Source organism: Exiguobacterium sp. KKT215 (genome assembly GCF_055635335.1).
On the sequence record NZ_CM145756.1, the window covers coordinates 1,987,576 to 2,009,535 of the forward strand.

The following is a 21,960-nucleotide window of genomic DNA, read 5'->3' on the forward strand; positions in this document are numbered from 1 at the left end:
GATGGCTTATTTCTTCTCTTTCAATGCGGTACGAATCGACAACTCTTGGAGTTGCGCGTCCGCGACCGGGCTTGGTGCTTGTGTGAGCAAGTCGCTCGCCGACGCCGTTTTCGGGAAGGCAATCGTGTCACGAAGGTTCGAACGACCCGCGAGGATCATGACGAGACGGTCGAGACCGAGCGCGATACCTGCGTGCGGCGGTGTGCCATATTCGAACGCTTCGAGCAAGAAGCCGAACTGGTCGACTGCTTCTTGTTCTGTGAAGCCGAGCAATTTGAACATGCGCTCTTGAATGTCACGCTCATAAATCCGTTGCGAGCCGCCACCGAGCTCATAGCCGTTCAAGACGAGGTCATAGGCAAGGGCGCGTACGCTCGCTGGATCCGTCTCAAGCAAGTGGAGGTCTTCACGGTTTGGCATCGTGAACGGGTGGTGGTTGGCGTAGAAACGGCCGTCTTCTTCTTCGAACGTGACGAGAGGGAAGTCCGTCACCCAAAGGAAGTTGAACTTCGACTCGTCGATGAGCCCGAGCTCATGACCGAGCTTGACGCGAAGCGCGCCGAGGCTGTCGGCGACGACTGTCGGTTTTGATGCCACGAAGAGGAGCAAGTCGCCCGCTTCCGCGTTCGTCGCTTCCATCAACTTCTGAGCGTACGTCTCGTCGAAGAACTTGGCGATCGGTCCGTTCAAGCCTTCTGGCGTCACTTTGAGCCAAGCGAGGCCTTTCGCGCCGTAGACGGCCGTGAACTCTTGAAGCTTGTCGATATCTTTACGCGAGAACTTGTCCGCCTCGCCTTTGACGTTGATCGCTTTGACTTGTCCGTTCGACTCGAGCGCCATGTCGAACACTTTGAAGCCGGCGCCTGTGACGGCGTCCGCGACGTCAATCAGTTCAAGACCGAAACGTGTGTCCGGTTTGTCTGAACCGAAACGGCGCATCGCTTCTTCGTGCGTCATCCGTTCGAACTTGGCTGGCGTGTCGGTGCGACCGAGCGTCGCTTCCATGACTTGCGCCATCATCGATTCCATCATCGCCATCAAGTCTTCGACGTCCATGAAGCTCGTCTCGATATCGACTTGCGTGAATTCCGGTTGACGGTCGGCCCGAAGGTCTTCGTCACGGAAGCAGCGTGCGATTTGGAAGTAACGGTCGAATCCAGCCACCATGAGGAGCTGCTTGAACAACTGCGGTGATTGCGGGAGCGCGTAGAATTCGCCGCCGTGCACACGGCTTGGGACGAGATAGTCACGCGCGCCTTCTGGTGTCGACTTCGTCAAAATCGGCGTCTCGACTTCAAGGAACTCCTCTTCCGTCAAGAAGTTACGGATCGTGTTCGACGCCTTCGAGCGGAGACGGAACGTCTCTTGGAGCGCCGGACGACGGAGGTCGAGGTAACGGTATTTAAGACGGAGGTCTTCCGATACGTTCTCGGCCTCGTCACCGATTGGAATCGGCGTCATCTTCGCCGCGTTCAAGATGTTGATTTCAGAGGCGATGACTTCAATGTTCCCGGTCGGCATATTCGGATTCTTGTTCTCACGTTCGAGGACAGTTCCCTTAATATCAAGTACGTATTCGCTGCGGATCGACTCGGCGAGCTTGTGCACCGCTTCATTTTCCGGGCGAACGACGACTTGGACGATGCCTGTGCGGTCACGAAGGTCGATGAAGATGAGGCCTCCGAGGTCGCGACGTTTTTGTACCCATCCTTTCAATTGTACGTCTTGGCCGATCAGTGATTCTGTCACGCGGCCGTTCATATGTGTGCGTCCGATCATTGTCCTGCTCCTTCCGATAGTTCACGAATTTTGTCTGCGACAGCCGATAGCGGCACGTCGACTTGTTCCCCGGTCGCCATGACCTTGAGGGAGGCCGATCCGCGCTCGACTTCATCGTCTCCGAGGATGACGGTGAACTTCGCGTTCAAGCGGTCGGCTTGTTTGAATTGTCCTTTGAACTTGCGGCCGAGATAGTCACGGTCCGCCTTGAAGCCTTCGATGCGAAGCAGTTGCAACAGGCGTGTCGCCGTCACTTCGACTTCTGATCCGCCTTGGGCGACGACGAAGACATCAAGTCCCGTCTCGAGTGCCGGGAGCACCCCTTCATTCTCGAGAGCGAGGATGAGACGCTCGAGCCCGATCCCGAAACCGATGCCCGGCATGTCCGGTCCACCGATGTCTTGGACGAGACCGTTATAGCGTCCACCGCCGCATAGCGTCGTGATGGCGCCGAAGCCTTCTGCCTCTGACATGATCTCGAACGCTGTGTGCGTATAGTAGTCAAGACCGCGGACGAGCGTAGGGTCGACGACGTAGGCGACACCGAGCGCATCCAAGTGCGCGAGTACTTTCTCGAAGTACGTCTTCGATTCTTCGTTCAAGAAGTCGAGAATCGACGGTGCCGACTTCATCGACGGATGGTCGCGGTCGACTTTACAGTCGAGGACGCGAAGCGGGTTTTGGTGCAATCGCGTTTGGCAATCTTGGCACAGCTCGTGCTGGACCGGTTCGAAGTGACGGATGAGCGCTTCGCGGTGAGCGTTGCGGCTCTCGGCGTCACCGAGCGAGTTGACGACGACCTTGATTTGCTTCAGGCCGAACGATTTGTAAATCGTGTAGGCGAGGCTAATCACTTCTGCGTCGACGGCAGGGTCACTGCTACCGATCGCCTCGACACCGTATTGGTGCAGTTGGCGGAACCGGCCTTTTTGTGGACGTTCGTAGCGGAACATCGGTCCCATGTAGTACAGTTTCGTCGGCTGGTCGGGGCTGCCGAACAGCTTGTTCGTGACGAAAGCGCGGACGACCGAGGCCGTCCCTTCCGGACGGAGCGTATACTCGTCCTTACCTTTCTTGACGAGCGTGAACATCTCTTTTTGGACGATGTCCGTCGTCTCGCCGACGCTGCGTGTGAACAGGTCGGTCGTTTCAAAAATCGGGGTACGAATCTCTTTATAGTTGTAACGGGCGCTGATGTCGCGTAGTTTCTCTTCGACATACTGCCATGTCTCGACCGTGCCCGGAAGCAGGTCTTGTGTGCCGCGTGGTGCTTTCATCTAAATTCCCTCCTTAGAATACAAAAAGGCCCTCGTCCGCAAAGGGACGAGAGCCTGTTAAAGTTTCCCGTGGTACCACCCTCGTTGCAGAGCCATAATCGATACTCTGCCACTCGAAATCGGTTAACGCCCGATGAAACGGCTCCCCCTACTAAGAGTTCAAGGAAGCACCTCCAAAGTGTCGTTCGGGTCATCATCCAGTCGATGCTTTCAGCCTCGGCATCGCTCTCTTTGCTGGTGGGGTGACCGTACTTTTCTTTATCGTAGGTTTTAGGTTATATGGTTCATGATGCCGAATCACGCCTGCTTCTGTCAAGCGTTTTTTTCGAGCATGAGCGTGACCGGACCGTCATTGACGAGCGCGACATCCATCATCGCCCCGAACTTCCCGGTCTCGACGACGAGCCCGTGCGTCCGCAAACGCTCGTTGAACTTCTCGTAAAGGCGTTCGGCGATATCCGGTTTCGCCGCTTGCGTGAACGCGGGGCGACGGCCTTTGAGCGTGTCCCCGTAAAGCGTGAACTGCGACACGGATAACACTTTGCCGGCGACGTCTTGAATCGATAAGTTCATCTTCTCGTCCGCGTCCTCGAAGACACGGAGTCCGGCCACCTTGTCGGCGAGCCAGTTCACTTCCGTCTCAGTGTCCTCGTGGGTCACCCCGACGAGGAGCAAATAACCGGCCTCGATTTGACCGATCGTCTCCTCATCGACGGTGACGGATGCTTCTTTTACTCGTTGCAACAATACACGCACAGAAATCTTCCTTTCGTCACGTCATCATGACTCGGCTGACCGAGTACACGTCCGAGATTTGCTTAATCCGGTCGACGACTTTTTGCAAATGGTTCACGTTCGGAATCGAGATCGTCATCGAGATACGGGCCTGTTTGTTCTGGTCCCCGCGTCCGCTCACCGCCACGATGTTCGTGTTCGTCGCCGAGACGGCTTGGAGCACGTCGTTCAACAAACCGGAACGGTCGTAGCCGGTGATCTCGATGTCGACGTTATAGTTCTTCTCCTTCGCCTGACCGACTTCCCACTCGACCGTGAGGAGTCGCTCCGGGTGCTGCTCATTGATGATGTTCAAGCAGTCCTTCCGGTGAATCGACACGCCGCGTCCACGTGTGATATACCCGACGATTTCATCGCCCGGCACTGGGTTACAGCAGCGGCTCATGCGGATCAGCATGTTGTCAATCCCTTTCACCGAGACGCCGGCCTCGGCCGTCTTCTTCTTCGGCGACTGACTGACTTTCAATTCGTTGATCGCGTCCGACAGCTCGAGTTTTGGCTCTTTGCGCTGCTTCTCCGTCAACTTGTGGGCGACTTGGGCGGCCGTGATGCCATGATAGCCGACCGCGGCGTACATCTCTTCCTCGTTCCCGAAGTTGAACTTCTCGACGACGACGGCGAGCGACTGGTCATCGATTACTTCTTTCGGCTCGAAGCCGAGCTTCTTAATCTCGACGTCGACGAGCTCTTTGCCTTTCTCGACGTTCTCTTCACGCTGTTGGCGCTTGAACCATTGGCGAATCTTGTTCTTCGCCTGGCTCGAGACGGCGAGTTTGAGCCAGTCCTTGCTCGGTCCATAGCTATGTTTCGACGTGATGATCTCGATGATGTCACCTGTCTCGAGTTTATGGTCGAGCGGCACCATCCGTCCGTTCACTTTCGCCCCCGTCATCCGGTGACCGATCTCGGTATGGATGCGGTAGGCGTAATCGATCGGGACCGAGCCTTTCGGCAACTCGAAGACGTCGCCTTTCGGTGTGAAGACGTAGAGCATATCGCTGAAGAAATCGACTTTGAGCGACTCCATGAACTCCTCGGCGTCGGTCGTATCTTTTTGTAGCTCTAAAATCTCGCGCAAATGGGCGATCTTTTCATCGAACCCGTTCGTCGCGACACTCTTTCCTTCTTTATAGGCCCAGTGCGCGGCAATCCCGAACTCGGCGATGAAGTGCATGTCCTTCGTGCGGATTTGCACTTCGAGCGGCTCACCCTTCGGTCCGATCACCGTCGTGTGAAGCGACTGATACATGTTCGGTTTCGGCATGGCGATATAATCCTTGAACCGGCCCGGCATCGGCTTGTATTGCGTGTGGATGATGCCGAGGACGGCGTAGCAGTCGCGAATCGAATCGACGATGATGCGGACCGCCATCAAGTCATAAATCTCATTGAACTCTTTCTTATGCTTCACCATCTTGTTGTAAATCGAGTAGATGTGCTTCGGACGACCGTTGACGTCGGCCTCGATGCTCACGTCCTCGAGGACGGTGTTCACTTCTGTGATGACCGAAGTGACGAGCGCTTCCCGCTCGGTCCGCTTCTGTTTCATCATCGAGACGATTTTATAGTATTGCTGCGGGTTGATATAACGTAACGAAATATCCTCGAGCTCCCATTTGATCGTCGAGATCCCCATCCGGTGGGCGAGCGGCGCGAAAATCTCGAGCGTTTCTTCCGCTTTTTGAACTTGCTTCTCTTTCGGCATATGTTGAAGCGTCCGCATGTTATGCAGACGGTCGGCGAGTTTGATCAAGATGACACGTACGTCTTCAGCCATCGCGATAATCATCTTGCGGTGATTCTCGGCGAGTTCTTCTTTTTTCGATTTATATTTGATTTTACCGAGCTTCGTCACGCCGTCGACGAGCATGGCCACCTCGACCCCAAACTCGTCAGCGAGTTGTTTGAGCGTGATGTCCGTGTCTTCAACGACATCATGAAGAAGCGCACCGATAATCGTCGTCGCGTCTAACCCGATATCAACGAGAATACCGGCCACTTGGACCGGATGCAGAATGTAGGGTTCGCCGGAACGTCGGAACTGACCGGTATGATGTAGTTTTGCGTATTCGTAAGCGCGTCTCACTTCGGCAATCTCGTCTTCACCCATATACTCCCCGAGCGCGTCGAGAAGGTCCTCAATACTTACGATTTGTTTTTTGGTCATAACATTCGACACCCTTTTTCTTACCGCTCCAATCGACTTGGACTCGTCGCAGCATGGTAGTAGTTAACGTGCATGAGTAATGTAATTTTACTTACTATTATCGAAAAAATCTGACGACCTGTCAAAGGTTGTGGGTTATTTTCCTCAAAAACTATTCAAAAACGGGAAGCTAATCGCTTCCCGTCTAGGTCAATCTTCGTAACGGATGAGTGAGAACACGTCGTATCCTTCGAGACGCTCACGTCCACCAAGTCCATCAAGTTCAATTAAGAATCCAATCCCCGCGACGACGCCGCCGAGTTGTTCAATCATTTTGATGGTCGCTTCAATCGTGCCGCCTGTTGCAAGCAAGTCATCCAAGATGACGACTTGTTGGCCCGGTTTGATTGAATCTTTGTGCATCGTCAAAATGTCTGTGCCGTATTCGAGGCCGTATGCGACGCGAACCGTCTCACGTGGCAACTTGCCTTCTTTACGGACCGGGACGAACCCGAGTTCAAGTGCGTACGCTGCCGGGCAACCGACGACGAATCCGCGTGCTTCCGGACCAGCGATGAGTTCAGCACCGCGCTCCTGAGCGTAAGCGATGAGCTCATCGACCGCTTTTTTGTAAGCCGGCCCGTCTTGCATGAGTGACGTGATGTCTTTGAAGCTGATTCCTTCTTTCGGGTAATCCGCTACTTCTTTAATATGCTGTTTGAAATCCATTTTATGTGTAAGCCTCCTGCATCTTGTTCGATCGCAATGATTGTAACCGCTCTTTCAGTTCTGCCAACGACGCATAGATGAAACGCTCCTCGAGTTGGACTCGTCCGACCCGGCGCTTATAACACGGCGCTTCGGTCAAATCGCGTTTCGGCGCTTCTGGATTCACTCCAGGCAGTCCGTCTTCCATTGTAACAAGAAATTCGAGTTCAGAGAATACTTGATGCATAAATTGAATCGTATTTTTTGACCATTTTCGCTCGATTGACAAACGAATCAAGTTTTCGCGCAGGTTTTTCCGTTCGCACGTCGCCATGTGGACGTAGTATGTTCGGAAATCTTCACGCGTCGGCAACTTCTCGAAGAACGAGCCGCCTTGTCCGAACGCACAGTAGATGCGTTCGACGTCCTCGGTCAACAAGTCCGCCAATACGTCTTCCTCGTCCGGCAAATCGAGCAAGACGACAAACGGCTTGAGCGGCGTATCAAGGTCGTGGAGCGGGAAGTCGTCCCGCCCTTGGAACGAGATGAACGACGTCGTGTCGCCCGGGAGCTGTTTCAATTCGTCGAGCGAATTTTTCTTGCCCCGATAATCGAACACTTGGAACCCGTCGACACGGATGTCTTGAATCATGAGCTGCGGCTTGCGCATCCCGTTCCATTCATTTACTTGCAGACTGCCCATGACCGAGACGTGGGCCATCTTCGAGATTTCAGAGACGACGTGACCGAAACCGAAGCCGATGCCATCAAGTTCCCGCTTATCCCCGGCGAGCTGAACCTTCAAATGGGTGTTGTCGCGCCCGATTTGACGGATATCGCGAAGTCTAGCGTCTGCCACGACGACACGCGGTGACGGATTACCCATCCCGAACGGGGCGAGCTTGCCAATCTCTGAAATCAAGTCGAGCGACACATCGTTCACGTCGAGCTTCAAGTCGACGTTGACGCGGGCGACGAACGTCTCGTCCGGAATCGATTCGGCTTGTTCGTTCAGACGACGGCGCAGTTCGGCCACGTTTTCCGATAACAACGTCATCCCGGCTGCGGCCGGGTGGCCACCGAAGTGCGGCAAGATGTCTTCGTTCTTCGATAGTTCTTTGAACAAGTCGAAACCGTCAATCGACCGGCCCGACCCTTTCGCCTTCCCTGTCTTCGGGTCATGGCACAATAGGATGACCGGACGATAGTACGCCTCGACGAGACGTGAGGCGACGATTCCGACGACGCCTGGGTTCCAGCGTTCACTGGCGACGACGAGGACGCGGTCGTCCGTCATCGAGGCTTCGACGAGTTCCGTCGCTTCTTTGGCGATCGTCTTGACGATGTCTTGGCGTTCTTTGTTCTGTTTGTCGAGCTGTTGTGCCAGTGCGAGCGCTTCTTCCTCGCTCTCGGCGAGCAACATCTGGAGCGCCGGCATCGCCGAGTCGAGACGACCGGCGGCGTTGATGCGCGGACCGAACGCGAACCCGACCGATTCCTCGTTCAATGTCCCGTCCGTCAACGCACACACTTCACGGAGCGCCAAAATACCCGGGCGTTTCGAATCATCGAGCGCCTTGAGCCCGAGCTTGGCGAGCAGACGGTTCTCCCCATCGAGCGGGACGAGGTCGGCGATCGTGCCGAGGACGGCCAAGTCGAGAAGCTCGTCCGGCATCCGGTCGAGCACGGCGTGCGCCACTTTGAGGGCGACGCCTGCCCCGGCGAGTTTGTCGTACGGATACGACGGGTCGATATGAGGATGGATGATAGCGAACGCATCCGGTAACGTCTCTTTCGGTTCGTGGTGGTCGGTGATAATCAAGTCGACACCGAGCTCTTTTAAGAGCGCTGCTTCTTCAATCCCCGAGATGCCGCAGTCGACCGTGATGATGAGGGTGAACCCTTCACCGGCGGCCCAGCTGAACGCCTCTTTGTTCGGTCCGTAGCCTTCGGTGAACCGGTTCGGGATATAGCATTCCGCCATGACGCCAATCTCGGTCAAGGCGTGCCACATGACGGCCGAGGCGCTGACGCCATCGACGTCATAGTCGCCATAGATGAGCACCATCTCGCCTTCGTCGGCCGCCCGTTTCAAGCGTTCGACGACTTTTGGCATCTGTTCAAATAAAAACGGGTCGTGGAACGTCAATTCATCCTCGACGTATAAAAACGCCTTGGCCGCCTCGACGTCGCGGTGCCCCCGTTGTGTGAGGAGCGTCGCGAGTTGCTCCGATATATTCAGTTCTGTTTGTAACAGTTCAACAGACGTTGTATCCGTCTCCGGATACACCCAACGTTTCTTCGCATGATACATAATGCCTCACTCCAATCAATTGTAGATTATATCAGAACGAGCGAGTGAAGTGCCGTCTTGACATTCAAAAAGGTCCCCCGATTAATTCGGGAGACCAGTGGTTACGCCTCTGGGGCAGCTGATTTCTTTTTGTTGAGCGACATGCCTTTGATGAGCAACCAAAGGTATGAGGCGATGAAGATCGACGAGTACATTCCCATGATGAGGCCGACGAGAAGCGCGAGCGAGAAGCCGCGAATCGATTCGGCGCCGAAGATGTACAAGGCGATGACGGTGAACAATACAGTGACGACCGTGTTGATCGAGCGGACGATCGTCTCTTGAATCGCTTTGTTCACGAGCATACGGTACTCGTCCATCGTCTTGATTTTCCGTTCTTTCTCATACGCTTGAATGTTCTCGCGCACCCGGTCGAACGTAACGATCGTATCGTTGACCGAATACCCGATAATCGTCAAGATAGCGGCGACGAAGTACAAGTTGACCTCGATGCCAAAAATCGAGAACGCCACAAGCATGAAGAACGCATCGTGGAGCATGGCGACGACGGTGGCGACACCGTAAGAGAATTGGAAGCGGAACGTGATATACAAGATAATCCCGAGCGATGCGAGCGAGACGGCATAAATCGCATTACGGGCGATGTCTCGGCCAACCTCGGCTGAGACGGTGCTGATGTTCGGGTCGTTCCCGAACGTCTCCGTGAACACAGTCTTCACCGAAGCGACTTCATCTTGAGTGAGCTGCCCGACGAACGTCACGTTCGCGAGCGTCCCGCCTTCTGCATATTGGACAGAAGAGATGTCTTCATCCACGCCTGCCTCGGTGAAGGCGGCCGCTAAATCGTCTTGCGACACTTGCGACTCGGTCTGGACTTCGACCCGCGTTCCAGACGCGAAGTCGATTCCGAGGTTCAAGCCGCGGAAGAACAAGATCCCGAGCCCGATGATGACGACGGCACATGAGATGAGGAACAACGTGCGCATCGGTTTAATATAGTTTAATTCAGTGAGCTTAAAGTTCACGGATTTCACTCTCCTTCACACCAAACCAGCCTTTGCGCTTGTCGAAGAGACGACTTGCGACGAGGAGGTGCATCAAATAGCGCGAGATGAAGACGTTCGAGATGAACGTCATCGCGATCGAGATCATGAGCATGAGCGCGAACCCTTTGACGGAACTTGTTCCGAAATAGAACAAGACCGCTGCCGAGATGAGCGTCGTCAAGTTGGCATCGATAATCGTACTGAGCGAGCGACGGTTACCGGCACGGAACGCCGATAGGACCGACTTCCCTGAGCGGAGTTCGTCTTTAATTCGCTCGGCCGTGATGATGTTGGCATCGACTGCCATACCGATACCGAGGACGAGACCGGCAATCCCTGGGAGCGTCAAGACGGCGTTAATCCCGTTAAAGAACAACATAATCAAATTGATATACAAAATGAGTGTGAGGATCGAGACGAGACCGGGTAAACGATAGAAGAACAACATGAACAAGAAGATAGCGACGACACCGATGACCGAAGCGAATACAGTCTTCTCAAGTGCATCTTGACCGAATTGGGCCGAGACCGACGTCGAGTACTTCTCTTCAAGTTTGACCGGGAGTGCCCCGGCGTTCAAGATGTCAGCGAGACGTTGACCACTCTCGGCGTCGATATCCCCACCGGAGATGATGGCTTTATCCGAAAGAATCGGTCCGTTGACCGAGGCGTCCGAGACGATTTTCGAGTTCTCTTTTTGAATCTCTTCTTCGTACGAGTCACCTTCCTCATAATCGAGCCAGATGACAAGGCGGTTTTCCGGTGCCGGGCGCTGAGCGATCTCAGACGTCACTTCACCGAACTGTTCTGCCGATTGGAGTGTCAATTCAACGACCGGGTTGCCTTGCTGATCGTAGCTGATTGAGGCACCGCGCGGCGCGAGATCTTTTCCGTCGAGCAGGACGTTGTCATCGATGTCGCGGAACGTAAGCTGCGCCGTCGACGAGAGCACTTCTCGGGCATCGTTTTGATTCGATACACCCGCGAGTTGGACACGGATCCGGTTATCATCCTCAATCCGAATGTCCGGTTCAGACACACCGAGCACGTTGACCCGGTTGTTGATAGCGCGAACGGTTGCATTCATCGCAGATTGATCGATGACATCGCCGTCTTCAAGCGGCTGGACTTCGTACAGCACTTCAAATCCGCCTTTGAGGTCAAGGCCAAGGTTCGTGTTCTTCACGACCCATGGTGTCGTCAAGACGGCGAGTAGGATCGTTGCAATCATGATGACCGCAAAGATCGCGATATTCCCTTTTTTGTACATACGACAAATTCCTTTCTAAACACATGTTCTCGTAAAAAAACTTCTCTCGTTAACATTACAAATATTCTAAACATTTATCAATCGTTTTCCTAAAATTGTAACACGGAAGCGTTGATTTCCCACGCTTTTTTTGCGCATGCGACTAAAAGTTGCATTAGGGCAAAACTTGAGCTATGATGTGATTATCAACTTACACTACACGTAAAGGAGTCCTTTTCAATGGATAGCACGATTATCTATGCCTTTTTACTGACGTTGTTCGCGGGACTCGCGACGGGGATCGGAAGTATGATCGCCTTCTTCGCCAAACGGACCAACACAGCCTTCTTGTCGGTGTCCCTTGGCTTCTCAGGCGGGGTCATGATTTACGTATCCTTTATCGAGATTTTCCCGAAAGCGCTCGTTGAGCTCGTCGGTGCCCATGGTGAGCAGACCGGGACACTTTATACGGTCCTCGCGTTCTTCGGCGGCATGCTGTTGATCGCCTTGATCGACAAGTTCATCCCGTCTCCCGAGAACCCGCATGAAGTCAAATTCGTCGAGACGATGCAAAACGACCCGTCGTCCCAAGAACTCGCGACGACGGCGACCGAACGCGTCCCATTGAATCACGAGACGAAACAGCGGCTTCATAAGATGGGAATCTTCATGGCACTCGCCATCACCATCCATAACTTCCCGGAAGGTTTGGCCACGTTCATCTCGGCTCTCGATGACCCGGCCGTCGGTTTAGCGATCGCCATCGCTATCGCACTGCACAACATTCCGGAAGGGATCGCCGTCTCGGTCCCGATTTACTACGCGACCGGCTCTCGGAAGAAGGCGCTGAAACTGTCCTTCTTATCCGGACTCGCCGAACCTCTCGGCGCGGCCGTCGGCTTCCTGTTGTTGATGCCGTTCTTGAGCGACACGGTGTTCGGAATCATCTTCGCGGCTGTCGGCGGCATCATGGTGTTCATCTCGCTTGATGAATTGCTCCCAGCCGCCCGTGAATACGGACGGGCCCACCATGCGGTGTACGGCATGGTCGCCGGTATGATGGTCATGGCAGCCAGTCTGATTTTGTTAATGTAACCGAAACAGCGTCCCCTCGATTGTCGAGGAGACGCTGTTTTTATGCCTTGAATAAGTGGACGAGGTCTTTCAACTCGACCGACATATGACTCATCGTCTCGGCGATGCCGTTGATTTCTTGAATCGCGGCGAGTTGCTCTTCGACGTTCGCGCCCGCCTCTTCGACGCTTCGTTGCGTTGAGACGGCGTTCGTTGACATATCTTCGACCGAGACGGCGACCTCGGTCGTGTTCGCACTTACTTCTTCTGTCGCTGCCGCAATCTCACTCATTTGACGGGACGTCTCTTGAATGACGGTGACGATTTCACGGAACGCACCGGCGACTTCGCCCATTTGGATCACACCGCTTGTCACATGCTGGCTCGTGACATCGAACGCCGCCTCGACTTCCGACGTGTCGCGCTGAATATCGACGACGACCGCTTGAATCTGTTTTGCCGACTGTTTCGATTCTTCGGCCAGTTTTCTGACCTCGGCCGCGACGACGGCAAACCCTTTGCCGTGTTCCCCGGCCCGAGCCGCTTCAATCGCCGCGTTCAAGGCGAGCAGGTTCGTCTGTTCCGTGATGGCCGTGATGGAACGAGTGATTTTCTCAATCTCGAGCGATTGATTCGATAAGCGCTCGACCATCTGTTGCGTCAAGTCGTTCGCTTGTTGAATCTCCCGCATCTGCTGCTCGGCCAACTGAATTGTCTCCAGTCCCCCACTCGCCGCTTCGAGTGTATGAATCGTCTGCTCGTTCACGCCTTGCGAGGCAGCGGCGATTTGGTTCAAGCCGACGACGGCTTGATTGACGCCGGACGTCCCTTCTTCGGCCCGTTTCGCCGACACTTGGGCGGCAAGGTTCATCTGTTCAAATAGACCGGCTACACCTTGCGTCGTCGTGGCGACGTGGTCCGTGCTGGCATACAGTTCTTCCGAGTAGGCCGTCACTTTGTCTGAGGCCGCCCCGACTTGACGAATCAAGCCGACAAGGTTGCGTTTCATATCGTTGAACGCCGTGACGAGGTCACCGAGCTCATCGTTCGAACCGACCTCGATATCACCCCCGGTCAAATCACCTTCGGCGACGACGCGCGCTTCGTTCACGAGTCGATTGATCGGCTTCAAGAACAACTTTTGGAGTGCTACTAATGAAAGTAGACCGACAGCGACGCCGATGATGCTGATGACAACCATCCAGATGATCGACTGCCCGGCACTCGCCTGGACCGCTTCCGACTCAGCTGCGAGCGCTTCGCCTTGATACGTGACGAGGTCGGTCACCGTCATCCGGACGCGATCCGTCGTCGGTGTCACGCTCGTATTGAGCACCGTCTTGTATCCGATCTCGTCTTGTTGTTGACGGAGGTCGATGACGCGCGCCATTTCCGTGTCGAGATGTTGATTGAACTTCTCAAGATCACCGATCCAGGCGATGACTTTCGAATCTGACGACGACTGCTTGAGCGTATCCATCAGTTCGTCACGTTTTGTCTGCGCCGCTTCGAGACTAATCAGTGTCTTCGGGTTCGAGACGAGCAGATAGTAGTTCAAATAACGCTCGGCATCGGTCACGGTCAACGCCAAATCTTCGGCGACGAGCATATCTTGGAGCCGCTCGTTCAAGACGCGGTCATACTCTGACGTCGCATTCTGTAATTGATACGAGCCGAGCGCACCGACGATCAATAAGGCGATCAGTGTCGGCACGAGCGCCATCGCCATCTTACGGCGCATCGACGAGCGTCCTTTCACGCGGTCAGGGCGACGTCGTACCTTCCAATTTTTGAGTGGGCGTAGCAATCGTTTCACATCCATGTCTTCTTCTCCTTCTTTCCAATTCTTCTCAACTTGACGATAATGCAAACGTTTTCACGATTCAATTTGATTTTTGGAAATAAGGTGGATGATTCGTCGGATTGACGAAGTTTGTCAAAAATAAATCATTTTTCAAAGTATGACAAAAAAAAGACGCCTGACCAGGGATGGTCAGGCGTGGTTTGGTTACTCAGCGAATGATGAGTTGCCTTTTTTCGTCACTTCAGCAATCGCACTGCGATTGAACTTGAGGAGTGACTGGTCACATTTCAATGTGACTTGTGTGTCTTCGATTTGGTGGACGACGCCGTGAAGGCCGCCGATTGTTACGACGTGATCCCCACGCTCAAGCGCGTTTTGCATCGATTGTACTTCCTTCTGACGTTTCGTCTGCGGACGGATCAACAAGAAGTAGAACACGACGAAAATAAGGATCATCGGTAATAGTGCTACGAGAGTTTCCATGCGTAAAATTCACCCTTTCCTTCAATATCAGGTTCATTATACCGTGAAACTGAAACGTTGTCACATAATCGCTGTCAGAACAATTAGAAATTCTTGGCGTTTGGTTTGTTATACCCATATTCTTCGAAAAACTCTTCCTTGAAGTCCAAAAGACGGTCTTCGCGGATGGCTTGACGTACTTGACTCATCAAGTTCACGAGGAAGTGAAGGTTGTGTGTCGAACAGAGGTGGAGACCGAACATCTCGTCGGCACGAATCAAGTGGTGGACGTACGCACGTGAATAGTTCTTACACGTGTAGCAGTCGCACTTCTCGTCGATTGGGCCGAAGTCCGTCTTATGTTTCGCATGTTTGATCGTGACACGGCCTTTCGATGTCATGAGCGTCCCGTTGCGGGCGATTCGGGTCGGCAAGACGCAGTCGAACATGTCGATGCCGCGAATCGAGCCTTCAATCAACGCATCCGGTGAACCGACGCCCATCAAGTAGCGCGGCTTGTTCTCCGGCATGAACGGTGTCGTGAACTCGAGCGCGCGGTACATGACGTCTTTCGGTTCGCCGACCGATAATCCACCGACAGCATAACCTGGGAAATCAAGCGAGACGAGGTCGGCCGCACTTTGACGACGGAGATCTTCGTACTCGCCGCCTTGGATGATACCGAACAATGCCTGGTCTTCCGGACGTTCGTGTGCCGCGAGGCAACGCTCAGCCCAACGGCTCGTCCGCTCGACCGACTTCTTCATGTACTCATGTGTCGCCGGGAACGGCGGGCACTCGTCGAACGCCATCATAATATCCGAACCGAGCGCGTTTTGAATCTCCATCGCTTTCTCCGGTGACAAGAACAACTTGTCGCCGTTCAAGTGGTTGCGGAAATGGACGCCTTCTTCTTGGATGTTGCGCAGGTCGGCGAGCGAGAAGACTTGGAAGCCGCCCGAGTCTGTCAAAATCGCGCCGTCCCAGTTCATGAACTTATGAAGGCCTCCGGCTTGTTTGACGACTTCGTGTCCTGGACGAATCCAAAGGTGATACGTGTTCGAGAGGATGATGTTCGCTCCCATCGCCTTGACTTGTTCCGGGGCCATCGTCTTGACGGTCGCCTGCGTGCCGACCGGCATGAAGACAGGTGTCTCGAACGAGCCGTGCGGCGTATGGACGATTCCGTGCCGCGCTCCCGTCTGTTTACATGTGTGGATATGTTCGTATGTGACTGCGTGTTTGGTCATTTGTTCTCTTCCTTCCTCGTGATGAGCATCGCGTCTCCAAAGCTGAAGAAGCGGTAACGTTCTTGTACCGCCGTGCGGTACGCGTTCAAAATGATGTCGCGCGACGCGAACGCCGAGACGAGCATGACGAGTGTCGACTTCGGCAGATGGAAGTTCGTGATCAGTCCATCAATCGCCTTCAACTCGACGCCTGGGTAGATAAAGATGTCCGTCCAGCCCGATGACTCGACGAAATCCCCATGGTCGCGCACGATCGTCTCGAGCGTCCGGGTCGATGTCGTCCCAACTGCGAAGACGCGTCCGTTATTTGCACGGATGTCACGGAGCGCCTCGGCCGAAGCGGCCGACAGCTCGAAATACTCACTGTGCATCGTGTGTTCTTCAATCGTATCCGCCGTGACGGGACGGAACGTACCGAGCCCGACGTGGAGCGTGAGCGGAATCAACTTGACGCCTTTCGCCTCTGCCGCTGCGAGCAGTTCTTCCGTGAAGTGAAGACCTGCCGTCGGTGCGGCCGCACTCCCGCGTTCACGGGCGTACACCGTCTGATAACGGTCTTGGTCGTCGAGCTGTTCACGGATGTAGGGCGGGAGCGGCATCGTGCCGAGCTCATCTAAAATCTCATAGAAGATACCGTCGTAATCGAACTTGAAGCGGCGTCCCCCTTCCGGCAGCTCTTCGACACATTCGGCCCGGAGCAATCCGTTGCCGAACTCGACGATGGCGCCGACGCGGACTTTTTTCGCCGGTTTGACGAGCGCTTCCCAGACATCATCTTCCGTCTGCTTCAAAAGAAGAAGCTCGACTTTCCCGCCCGTCTCTTGCTTCGCCCCGAACAGTCGAGCCGGGAGCACGCGCGAGTCGTTGACGACGAGGGCGTCGCCTGCCTGCAAATAGTCGAGCACGTCGCGGAAGTGACGATGCTCGATGTCGCCCGTGTCGCGGTCGAGGACGAGCAGTCGTGAGCTCGTCCGATCGAGGAGCGGTACTTGGGCGATCAGTTCTTCCGGTAAGTCAAAATCATAATCGTTTACTTTCAATTGAATGTCTTGCATATCGTTTACTCCTCTTCATAGCCAAAATGCGTCTTTGCGTACTGGGTGATCATGCGGCCGCGCGGCGTCCGTTGCAGGAAACCTTGCTGCAACAAATACGGCTCATACACGTCCTCGATCGTCTGGGCATCTTCCCCGATCGTCGCGGCAAGCGTCTCGAGCCCGACCGGTCCACCGCCGAACCGTTCAACCATCGCCCGTAAGAGCCGGTGGTCGACTTCATCGAGCCCGAGGGCGTCGACGTGTAACCGGTCGAGCGCGTCTGAGGCAAGCACCGGATCGATTTCTTTCGTTCCTGCCACTTGGGCGAAATCACGAACCCGGCGTAACAGCCGGTTGGCAATCCGCGGCGTGCCGCGTGCACGTTTCGCGATGGCACCGCTCGCCTCTGGTGAAATCGACAGGCGGAACAGTTGGGCCGTCCGACTGACGATGGCGGCGAGCTCATGCGTCTCGTAGTATTCGAGCTTTAACGTGACACCAAAGCGGTCACGGAGCGGGGCCGACAACATGCCGGCCCGCGTCGTCGCGCCGACGAGCGTGAACGGTGGCAAGTCGATGCGGACGCTTCGTGCCATCTCGCCTTGTCCGTAGACGATGTCGAGACAGTAGTCCTCCATCGCCGGATAGAGAATCTCTTCAATCGTGCGGCTCAAGCGATGAATCTCATCGATGAACAGAACATCGCCCGGTTCAAGCGTCGAGAGGATTGCGGCGAGGTCACCCGGGCGTTCGATGGCCGGGCCGGCCGTCGTCTTGATGCCGACACCCATCTCGTTGGCGATGATTTGGGCGAGTGTCGTCTTTCCGAGTCCCGGGGGACCGTATAGGAGGACGTGGTCGAGTGTTTCGCTGCGGAGCTTCGCGGCTTGGATGAAGATCGACAAGTTGCCTTTCGCCTTCTCCTGTCCGATATATTGCTCGAACTTTTGCGGACGCAAGCTCCACTCTTCAGAGTCTTCATATTGTTGATGGGATTGTGACAACAATCGTTCGTCCATGGTCTCCTCCTTATTTCAATAGCAATTGCAGGGCGCGCTTTATGTAAGCGTCTGTCGTCAATATTTCTGAATTCAGTTCCTTGCGGACACGGGTGATCTCACGCTCTGAGTAACCGAGCGCAACGAGCGCTTCGCACGCCTCGTCTAGTTCGGACGCGCCTTGGGCGAACAGTCCGGTGTTCGGTACATAATCCGGGGCGAGCTCGGACAGCTTGCCTTTCAAGTCGAGCGCCATCTGTTTCGCCGTCTTCTTGCCGACACCTGGGAACTTCATCAAATACTTCTCGTTCTCAGTCTCGATTGCGTCGATGAGCGCATCCATATCGCCCGAGGCGACGATGGCGAGTGCGCCTTTCGGTCCGATCCCGTTGACGCCGAGCAATTTATTGAACAGTTCGCGTTCGCGACGTGAACGGAAACCGTACAGCGTCTGTTGATCTTCGCGCACGTAATGGTGCGTAAACACGATTACATGTTCGTCTTGTTCACGATAAAAAAACGGGTTAGGCACATGTACTTTGTAGCCGACGCCCGAAACATCCAACGTTATATATTCCGCGCACACATAGGCGACGGAGCCTTTTACGAATTCAATCACGGTCATATCTCCTCTTCATGGGAAAACTGCATTCATTGTACCATAACCGTCGCCACGAAAAAAGGACAGGCGATTGCCTGTCCTTAGCGTGCGAGCATCCGCTCGAGGGCGAGTGTCGCCCACTTTGTCGTCTCTTCGTCGACACGAATAATATTGACGGGATCGGTCTCGAGTGACTCGAGTGCCCAGAGCAAATGAGGCAAATCGATTCGGTTCATCGTCAAGCACGGGCACATGTACGGGTTGAGCGAATTAATGTCGAGCTCAGGGTGCGTCACCGCAAGTCGATTGACCAAGTTCATCTCGGTGCCGACGGCCCACTTCGTCCCCAGCGCGCTCGCCTCAATCTGGTCGATGATATAGGATGTCGACCCGGCCTCGTCCGCCGCCTGCACGACATCGAACGTGCACTCGGGATGGACGATGATGCGTCGTTCCGGGTCGTTCTTCCGTAACGCCTCGATTTGGGCGACGTTGAACTTCTCATGGACCGAGCAATGCCCTTTCCATAGAATGACGCGGACGTCCTCAATATCGCCTTCATAGACGAGTCGTTCCCGGAGCGGGTCCCAGACGGCCATCGCCTCGAGCGGCACGCCCAAGTCATATGCCGTATTGCGTCCGAGATGCTGGTCCGGTAAGAACAAGATCCGTTCGCCCGCTTCGAGTGCCCAACGCACGATGTCATGGGCATTGGACGACGTGACCGTCGCCCCGCCATGTTTGCCGACGAATGCCTTGATGGCCGCTGTCGAGTTGACGTATGTGATCGGGACGATACTGTCGCCGAACGTGTCCGTCAATTCTTCCCATGCTATTTCTGTTTGATCGATATCAGCCATGTCGGCCATCGAACACCCGGCCCGCATATCCGGCAAGATGACGAGCTGGTCGTCACGCGTCAACATGTCAGCCGTCTCGGCCATGAAGTGGACGCCGCAAAAGACGATGAATTCGGCCTCGTTCATCTGTTCGGCGAGCCGTGCGAGCTGGAGCGAATCTCCGGTCGCGTCCGCGAACTGGACGACCTCGTCCTTTTGATAATGGTGGGCCGGTAAAAACAGGCGGCTGCCGAGCCGTGCTTTAATGGCTTCAATCCGTTGTTCCATCTGTTCAACCGTCAAGTCAGCGTATAGCGCTGGCATCGTTCCGAGTAACTGCATGTTTGATTCCTCCTACGAGATTTAAACTACAATCGAGCGCCGTCACCGAATGGGTCAACTGCCCGATTGAGATGACGTCGACGCCCGTACCGCGATACGAGGCGATCGTCTCGACCGTGATGCCGCCTGACGCCTCCGTCTTGATATGACTTGGGACGAGCGCGCGCCACGCTTTCAGTTCTTCTGGCGTCCGGTTGTCGAACATGATGATGTCGGCGTCCGCCTTGATCGCCTCATGCAACTGTTCGAGCGTCTCGACCTCGACTTCAATCGGCGTCGTGTGGCCAGCAAGCATTCGGGCCCGGGCGACCGCGTTCGTAATTCCACCGAGTGCCGTGATGTGGTTGTCTTTAATCATGACGGCATCGTCGAGCCGGAGCCGGTGGTTCTTCCCACCACCCGAACGGACGGCATGCTTCTCGAGCATGCGGAGTCCAGGGGTCGTCTTGCGCGTATCCGTGACGGCAATCGCCGGGTCATTGAGCTGTTCGACGCAGCGCCGCGTCATCGTGGCGATCCCACTCAAATGTTGGATGAGGTTCAACAGCACCCGTTCCGTCTCGAGGAGCGTCCGTGTCTTGCCCCGCAACGTGAACAGTTCATCTCCAATCGAGACGACCGTGCCGTCGGGTTGGCATGACTCGACGACGAGCCGTTGCATCTGGGCCAGCTCCAGGACGACATCCATGCCACAGAACACCCCATCCATTTTGGCGGTGACCGTGGCGAATGACGTCTCGCGCTGATCGATCAGTCCGCTCGAGATATCGCCAAAGCCGATGTCCTCATGTAGAAATGCCGTCAGCTGTTCGCGCAAAGCAATCTTGTTCATAACCATCCTCCGTCCTTATCATGGCACGAGCCAAAAGCCGTGCCGCTTCTATACTCAATGTCTGTTCACTTAATTGTCTTGTCACGTGTTTCGTCCGTGGCAGTTGTTGGGTATTTTCTAAGAAACTTACGATTTTGCCGAGTTGCGGCGAGATTGTCAGCCATTCCCCAATCTGTTGCCGATAGCGGCCGAACAGATCATCTGAAACCTCAAATACGGTCGTCTCGTTCACCGTGAACGGCTTCTCCTCCAAAGTCATCGTCGCCGCCACCCGCTTCCCGAACACCCAGCATTCAAGTAACGAGTTTGACGCGAGTCGATTCTTCCCATGGACGCCCGTATCGGCGACCTCCCCGACCGCATATAGTCCCGCTACCTTGGTTCGTCCATAGGCGTCGACGTCGACACCGCCCATGTGGAAATGTAGTCCCGGCCGGACCGGGATGCGCCGGATGTCGATGCCGTGCGCGTCACATGTCGCCACCAGTTTCGGGAACCGCTCATCGAGCCGTTCGACACGACTCGTATCCAAGTACACCGGTCCGACATGGTTCGTGAGCGTTCGTGCGACCTCATCCCTCGGGGCGAGGCTACCGAGCGGGTGTTGTCCCATCACATGGTTCCCGGACGTATCGACGAGCGTGGCTCCCGCCCCGCGTAGCGCTTCGGTCACGAGATGGGGTGAATCGACTGCGAGTAGCGTCGGATGAAACTGAATCCGAGACAAGTTCGTGAGCCGAGCCCCGACCGATTCTGCCAAGACGAGCCCGTCTCCTGTGACCGAGCGACAGTTCGACGTCCAGTCAATCAGTCCGCCGATGCCACCGGTCGCGAGGACGACGGCCCCGGCCTGAACGTGGAGGCGCGTCTCACCGTTGAAGCCGGTCGCCCCGCTCACACGGCCATCGCTTTTCGTCAACGTATCGATCAGGACATGCTCCATGACGGTCACATTGTCAGGCAGTTGACGCCGCAGCGTCGCCATCACGTGCCGTCCCGTCTCATCGCCACCGACGTGAAAGATTCGATTCATGCCATGGGCACCTTCCCGACCGACCGCGTAGCCAGTCGCGTCGCGATCGAAGACGACGCCGAACCGCTCCAGCTCTTGAATCGCCGTCCGCCCTTCCTCGACGAGTGTATAAACACGGTCGGGTACGGCCGCAAGTTTCGAGGCGACGAGCGTATCCCGCTCATGGTCGACGCTCGACGGTTCCAAGTACGAGCTCGCGATTCCGCCTTGAGCCAAGTCCGAGTTCGCACTCGTCACTTCATGCTTGGCGACGAGCAGGACGTTCAACGTCCGGGGCAGATGGAGGGCGACCGTCACAGCGGCCAAACCGGCCCCGATAATCAACACATCGACCCGTTCAAACTGTAAAGACATCTGTATATCACCTGTTTTTC

The 21,960-nt window shown here is 55.2% G+C and carries 16 protein-coding genes, 1 pseudogene and 1 other annotated feature; of the genes and pseudogenes, 1 reads left to right on the forward strand and 16 read right to left on the reverse strand.

Features of this window, described 5'->3' with window-relative positions; translation table 11 throughout:
- Positions 1-6: 6 nt before the first annotated feature.
- The 7 genes and pseudogenes from aspS to secD all read right to left on the reverse strand — a co-directional run bounded on the left by aspS (position 7) and on the right by secD (position 11,335).
- Positions 7-1,779: an aspartate--tRNA ligase gene (aspS, locus tag ACZ2GZ_RS10350; RefSeq protein WP_021066908.1), complete on the reverse strand. Its 1,773-nt coding sequence runs from the start codon at positions 1,777-1,779 to the stop codon at positions 7-9.
- A complete protein-coding gene (hisS, locus tag ACZ2GZ_RS10355; protein WP_021066907.1) occupies positions 1,776-3,056 on the reverse strand; it encodes a histidine--tRNA ligase in 1,281 nt (426 codons plus the stop codon). The genes aspS and hisS overlap by 4 nt, the downstream gene beginning before the upstream one ends.
- Positions 3,057-3,095: 39 nt before the next feature.
- Positions 3,096-3,330: a binding site (T-box leader), on the reverse strand.
- Positions 3,331-3,368: 38 nt separating this feature from the next.
- Positions 3,369-3,812, reverse strand: coding sequence for a D-aminoacyl-tRNA deacylase (dtd, locus tag ACZ2GZ_RS10360; RefSeq protein ID WP_021066906.1), 444 nt, complete (start codon positions 3,810-3,812; stop codon positions 3,369-3,371).
- A 16-nt stretch (positions 3,813-3,828) separates the two neighbouring features.
- Positions 3,829-6,018, reverse strand: coding sequence for a RelA/SpoT family protein (locus ACZ2GZ_RS10365; protein WP_021066905.1), 2,190 nt, complete (start codon positions 6,016-6,018; stop codon positions 3,829-3,831).
- A 189-nt stretch (positions 6,019-6,207) separates the two neighbouring features.
- Positions 6,208-6,726: an adenine phosphoribosyltransferase gene (locus ACZ2GZ_RS10370; protein WP_021066904.1), complete on the reverse strand. Its 519-nt coding sequence runs from the start codon at positions 6,724-6,726 to the stop codon at positions 6,208-6,210.
- A 1-nt stretch (position 6,727) separates the two neighbouring features.
- Positions 6,728-9,019, reverse strand: a complete 2,292-nt coding sequence (gene recJ, locus ACZ2GZ_RS10375; protein WP_214713898.1) for a single-stranded-DNA-specific exonuclease RecJ — start codon at positions 9,017-9,019, stop codon at positions 6,728-6,730.
- A gap of 101 nt (positions 9,020-9,120) precedes the next feature.
- A pseudogene (secD, locus tag ACZ2GZ_RS10380) lies at positions 9,121-11,335 on the reverse strand (protein translocase subunit SecD).
- Positions 11,336-11,554: 219 nt separating this feature from the next.
- Here secD and zupT point away from each other — a divergent pair.
- A complete protein-coding gene (gene zupT, locus ACZ2GZ_RS10385) occupies positions 11,555-12,409 on the forward strand; it encodes a zinc transporter ZupT (protein ID WP_214713899.1) in 855 nt (284 codons plus the stop codon).
- 40 nt (positions 12,410-12,449) lie between these two features.
- Here zupT and ACZ2GZ_RS10390 read toward each other — a convergent pair whose 3' ends face one another.
- The 9 genes from ACZ2GZ_RS10390 to ACZ2GZ_RS10430 form a co-directional block, all read right to left on the reverse strand.
- Positions 12,450-14,210 carry a methyl-accepting chemotaxis protein gene (locus ACZ2GZ_RS10390; protein ID WP_021066899.1) on the reverse strand — a complete coding sequence of 587 codons (1,761 nt, stop codon included), beginning with the start codon at positions 14,208-14,210 and terminating at the stop codon, positions 12,450-12,452.
- A 186-nt stretch (positions 14,211-14,396) separates the two neighbouring features.
- Complete coding sequence (gene yajC, locus ACZ2GZ_RS10395; protein ID WP_021066898.1) at positions 14,397-14,675, reverse strand: preprotein translocase subunit YajC; 279 nt, start codon at positions 14,673-14,675, stop codon at positions 14,397-14,399.
- A gap of 83 nt (positions 14,676-14,758) precedes the next feature.
- Positions 14,759-15,904, reverse strand: coding sequence for a tRNA guanosine(34) transglycosylase Tgt (gene tgt, locus ACZ2GZ_RS10400; RefSeq protein ID WP_021066897.1), 1,146 nt, complete (start codon positions 15,902-15,904; stop codon positions 14,759-14,761).
- Positions 15,901-16,944 (reverse strand): tRNA preQ1(34) S-adenosylmethionine ribosyltransferase-isomerase QueA, encoded by a 1,044-nt coding sequence (gene queA / locus ACZ2GZ_RS10405; protein WP_214714086.1) that lies wholly within the window; start codon positions 16,942-16,944, stop codon positions 15,901-15,903. Before queA ends, tgt begins: the two co-directional genes overlap by 4 nt.
- Positions 16,945-16,964: 20 nt before the next feature.
- Positions 16,965-17,960, reverse strand: coding sequence for a Holliday junction branch migration DNA helicase RuvB (gene ruvB / locus ACZ2GZ_RS10410; protein ID WP_021066895.1), 996 nt, complete (start codon positions 17,958-17,960; stop codon positions 16,965-16,967).
- 10 nt (positions 17,961-17,970) lie between these two features.
- Entirely contained in the window at positions 17,971-18,558 is a 588-nt protein-coding gene (gene ruvA, locus ACZ2GZ_RS10415) for a Holliday junction branch migration protein RuvA (RefSeq protein ID WP_021066894.1), read from the reverse strand.
- A gap of 83 nt (positions 18,559-18,641) precedes the next feature.
- Entirely contained in the window at positions 18,642-19,721 is a 1,080-nt protein-coding gene (nadA, locus tag ACZ2GZ_RS10420; protein WP_214713901.1) for a quinolinate synthase NadA, read from the reverse strand.
- Complete coding sequence (nadC, locus tag ACZ2GZ_RS10425) at positions 19,684-20,553, reverse strand: carboxylating nicotinate-nucleotide diphosphorylase (RefSeq protein ID WP_214713903.1); 870 nt, start codon at positions 20,551-20,553, stop codon at positions 19,684-19,686. Before nadC ends, nadA begins: the two co-directional genes overlap by 38 nt.
- Positions 20,507-21,940 carry an L-aspartate oxidase gene (locus ACZ2GZ_RS10430; protein ID WP_214713905.1) on the reverse strand — a complete coding sequence of 478 codons (1,434 nt, stop codon included), beginning with the start codon at positions 21,938-21,940 and terminating at the stop codon, positions 20,507-20,509. Before ACZ2GZ_RS10430 ends, nadC begins: the two co-directional genes overlap by 47 nt.
- Positions 21,941-21,960: the final 20 nt, after the last annotated feature.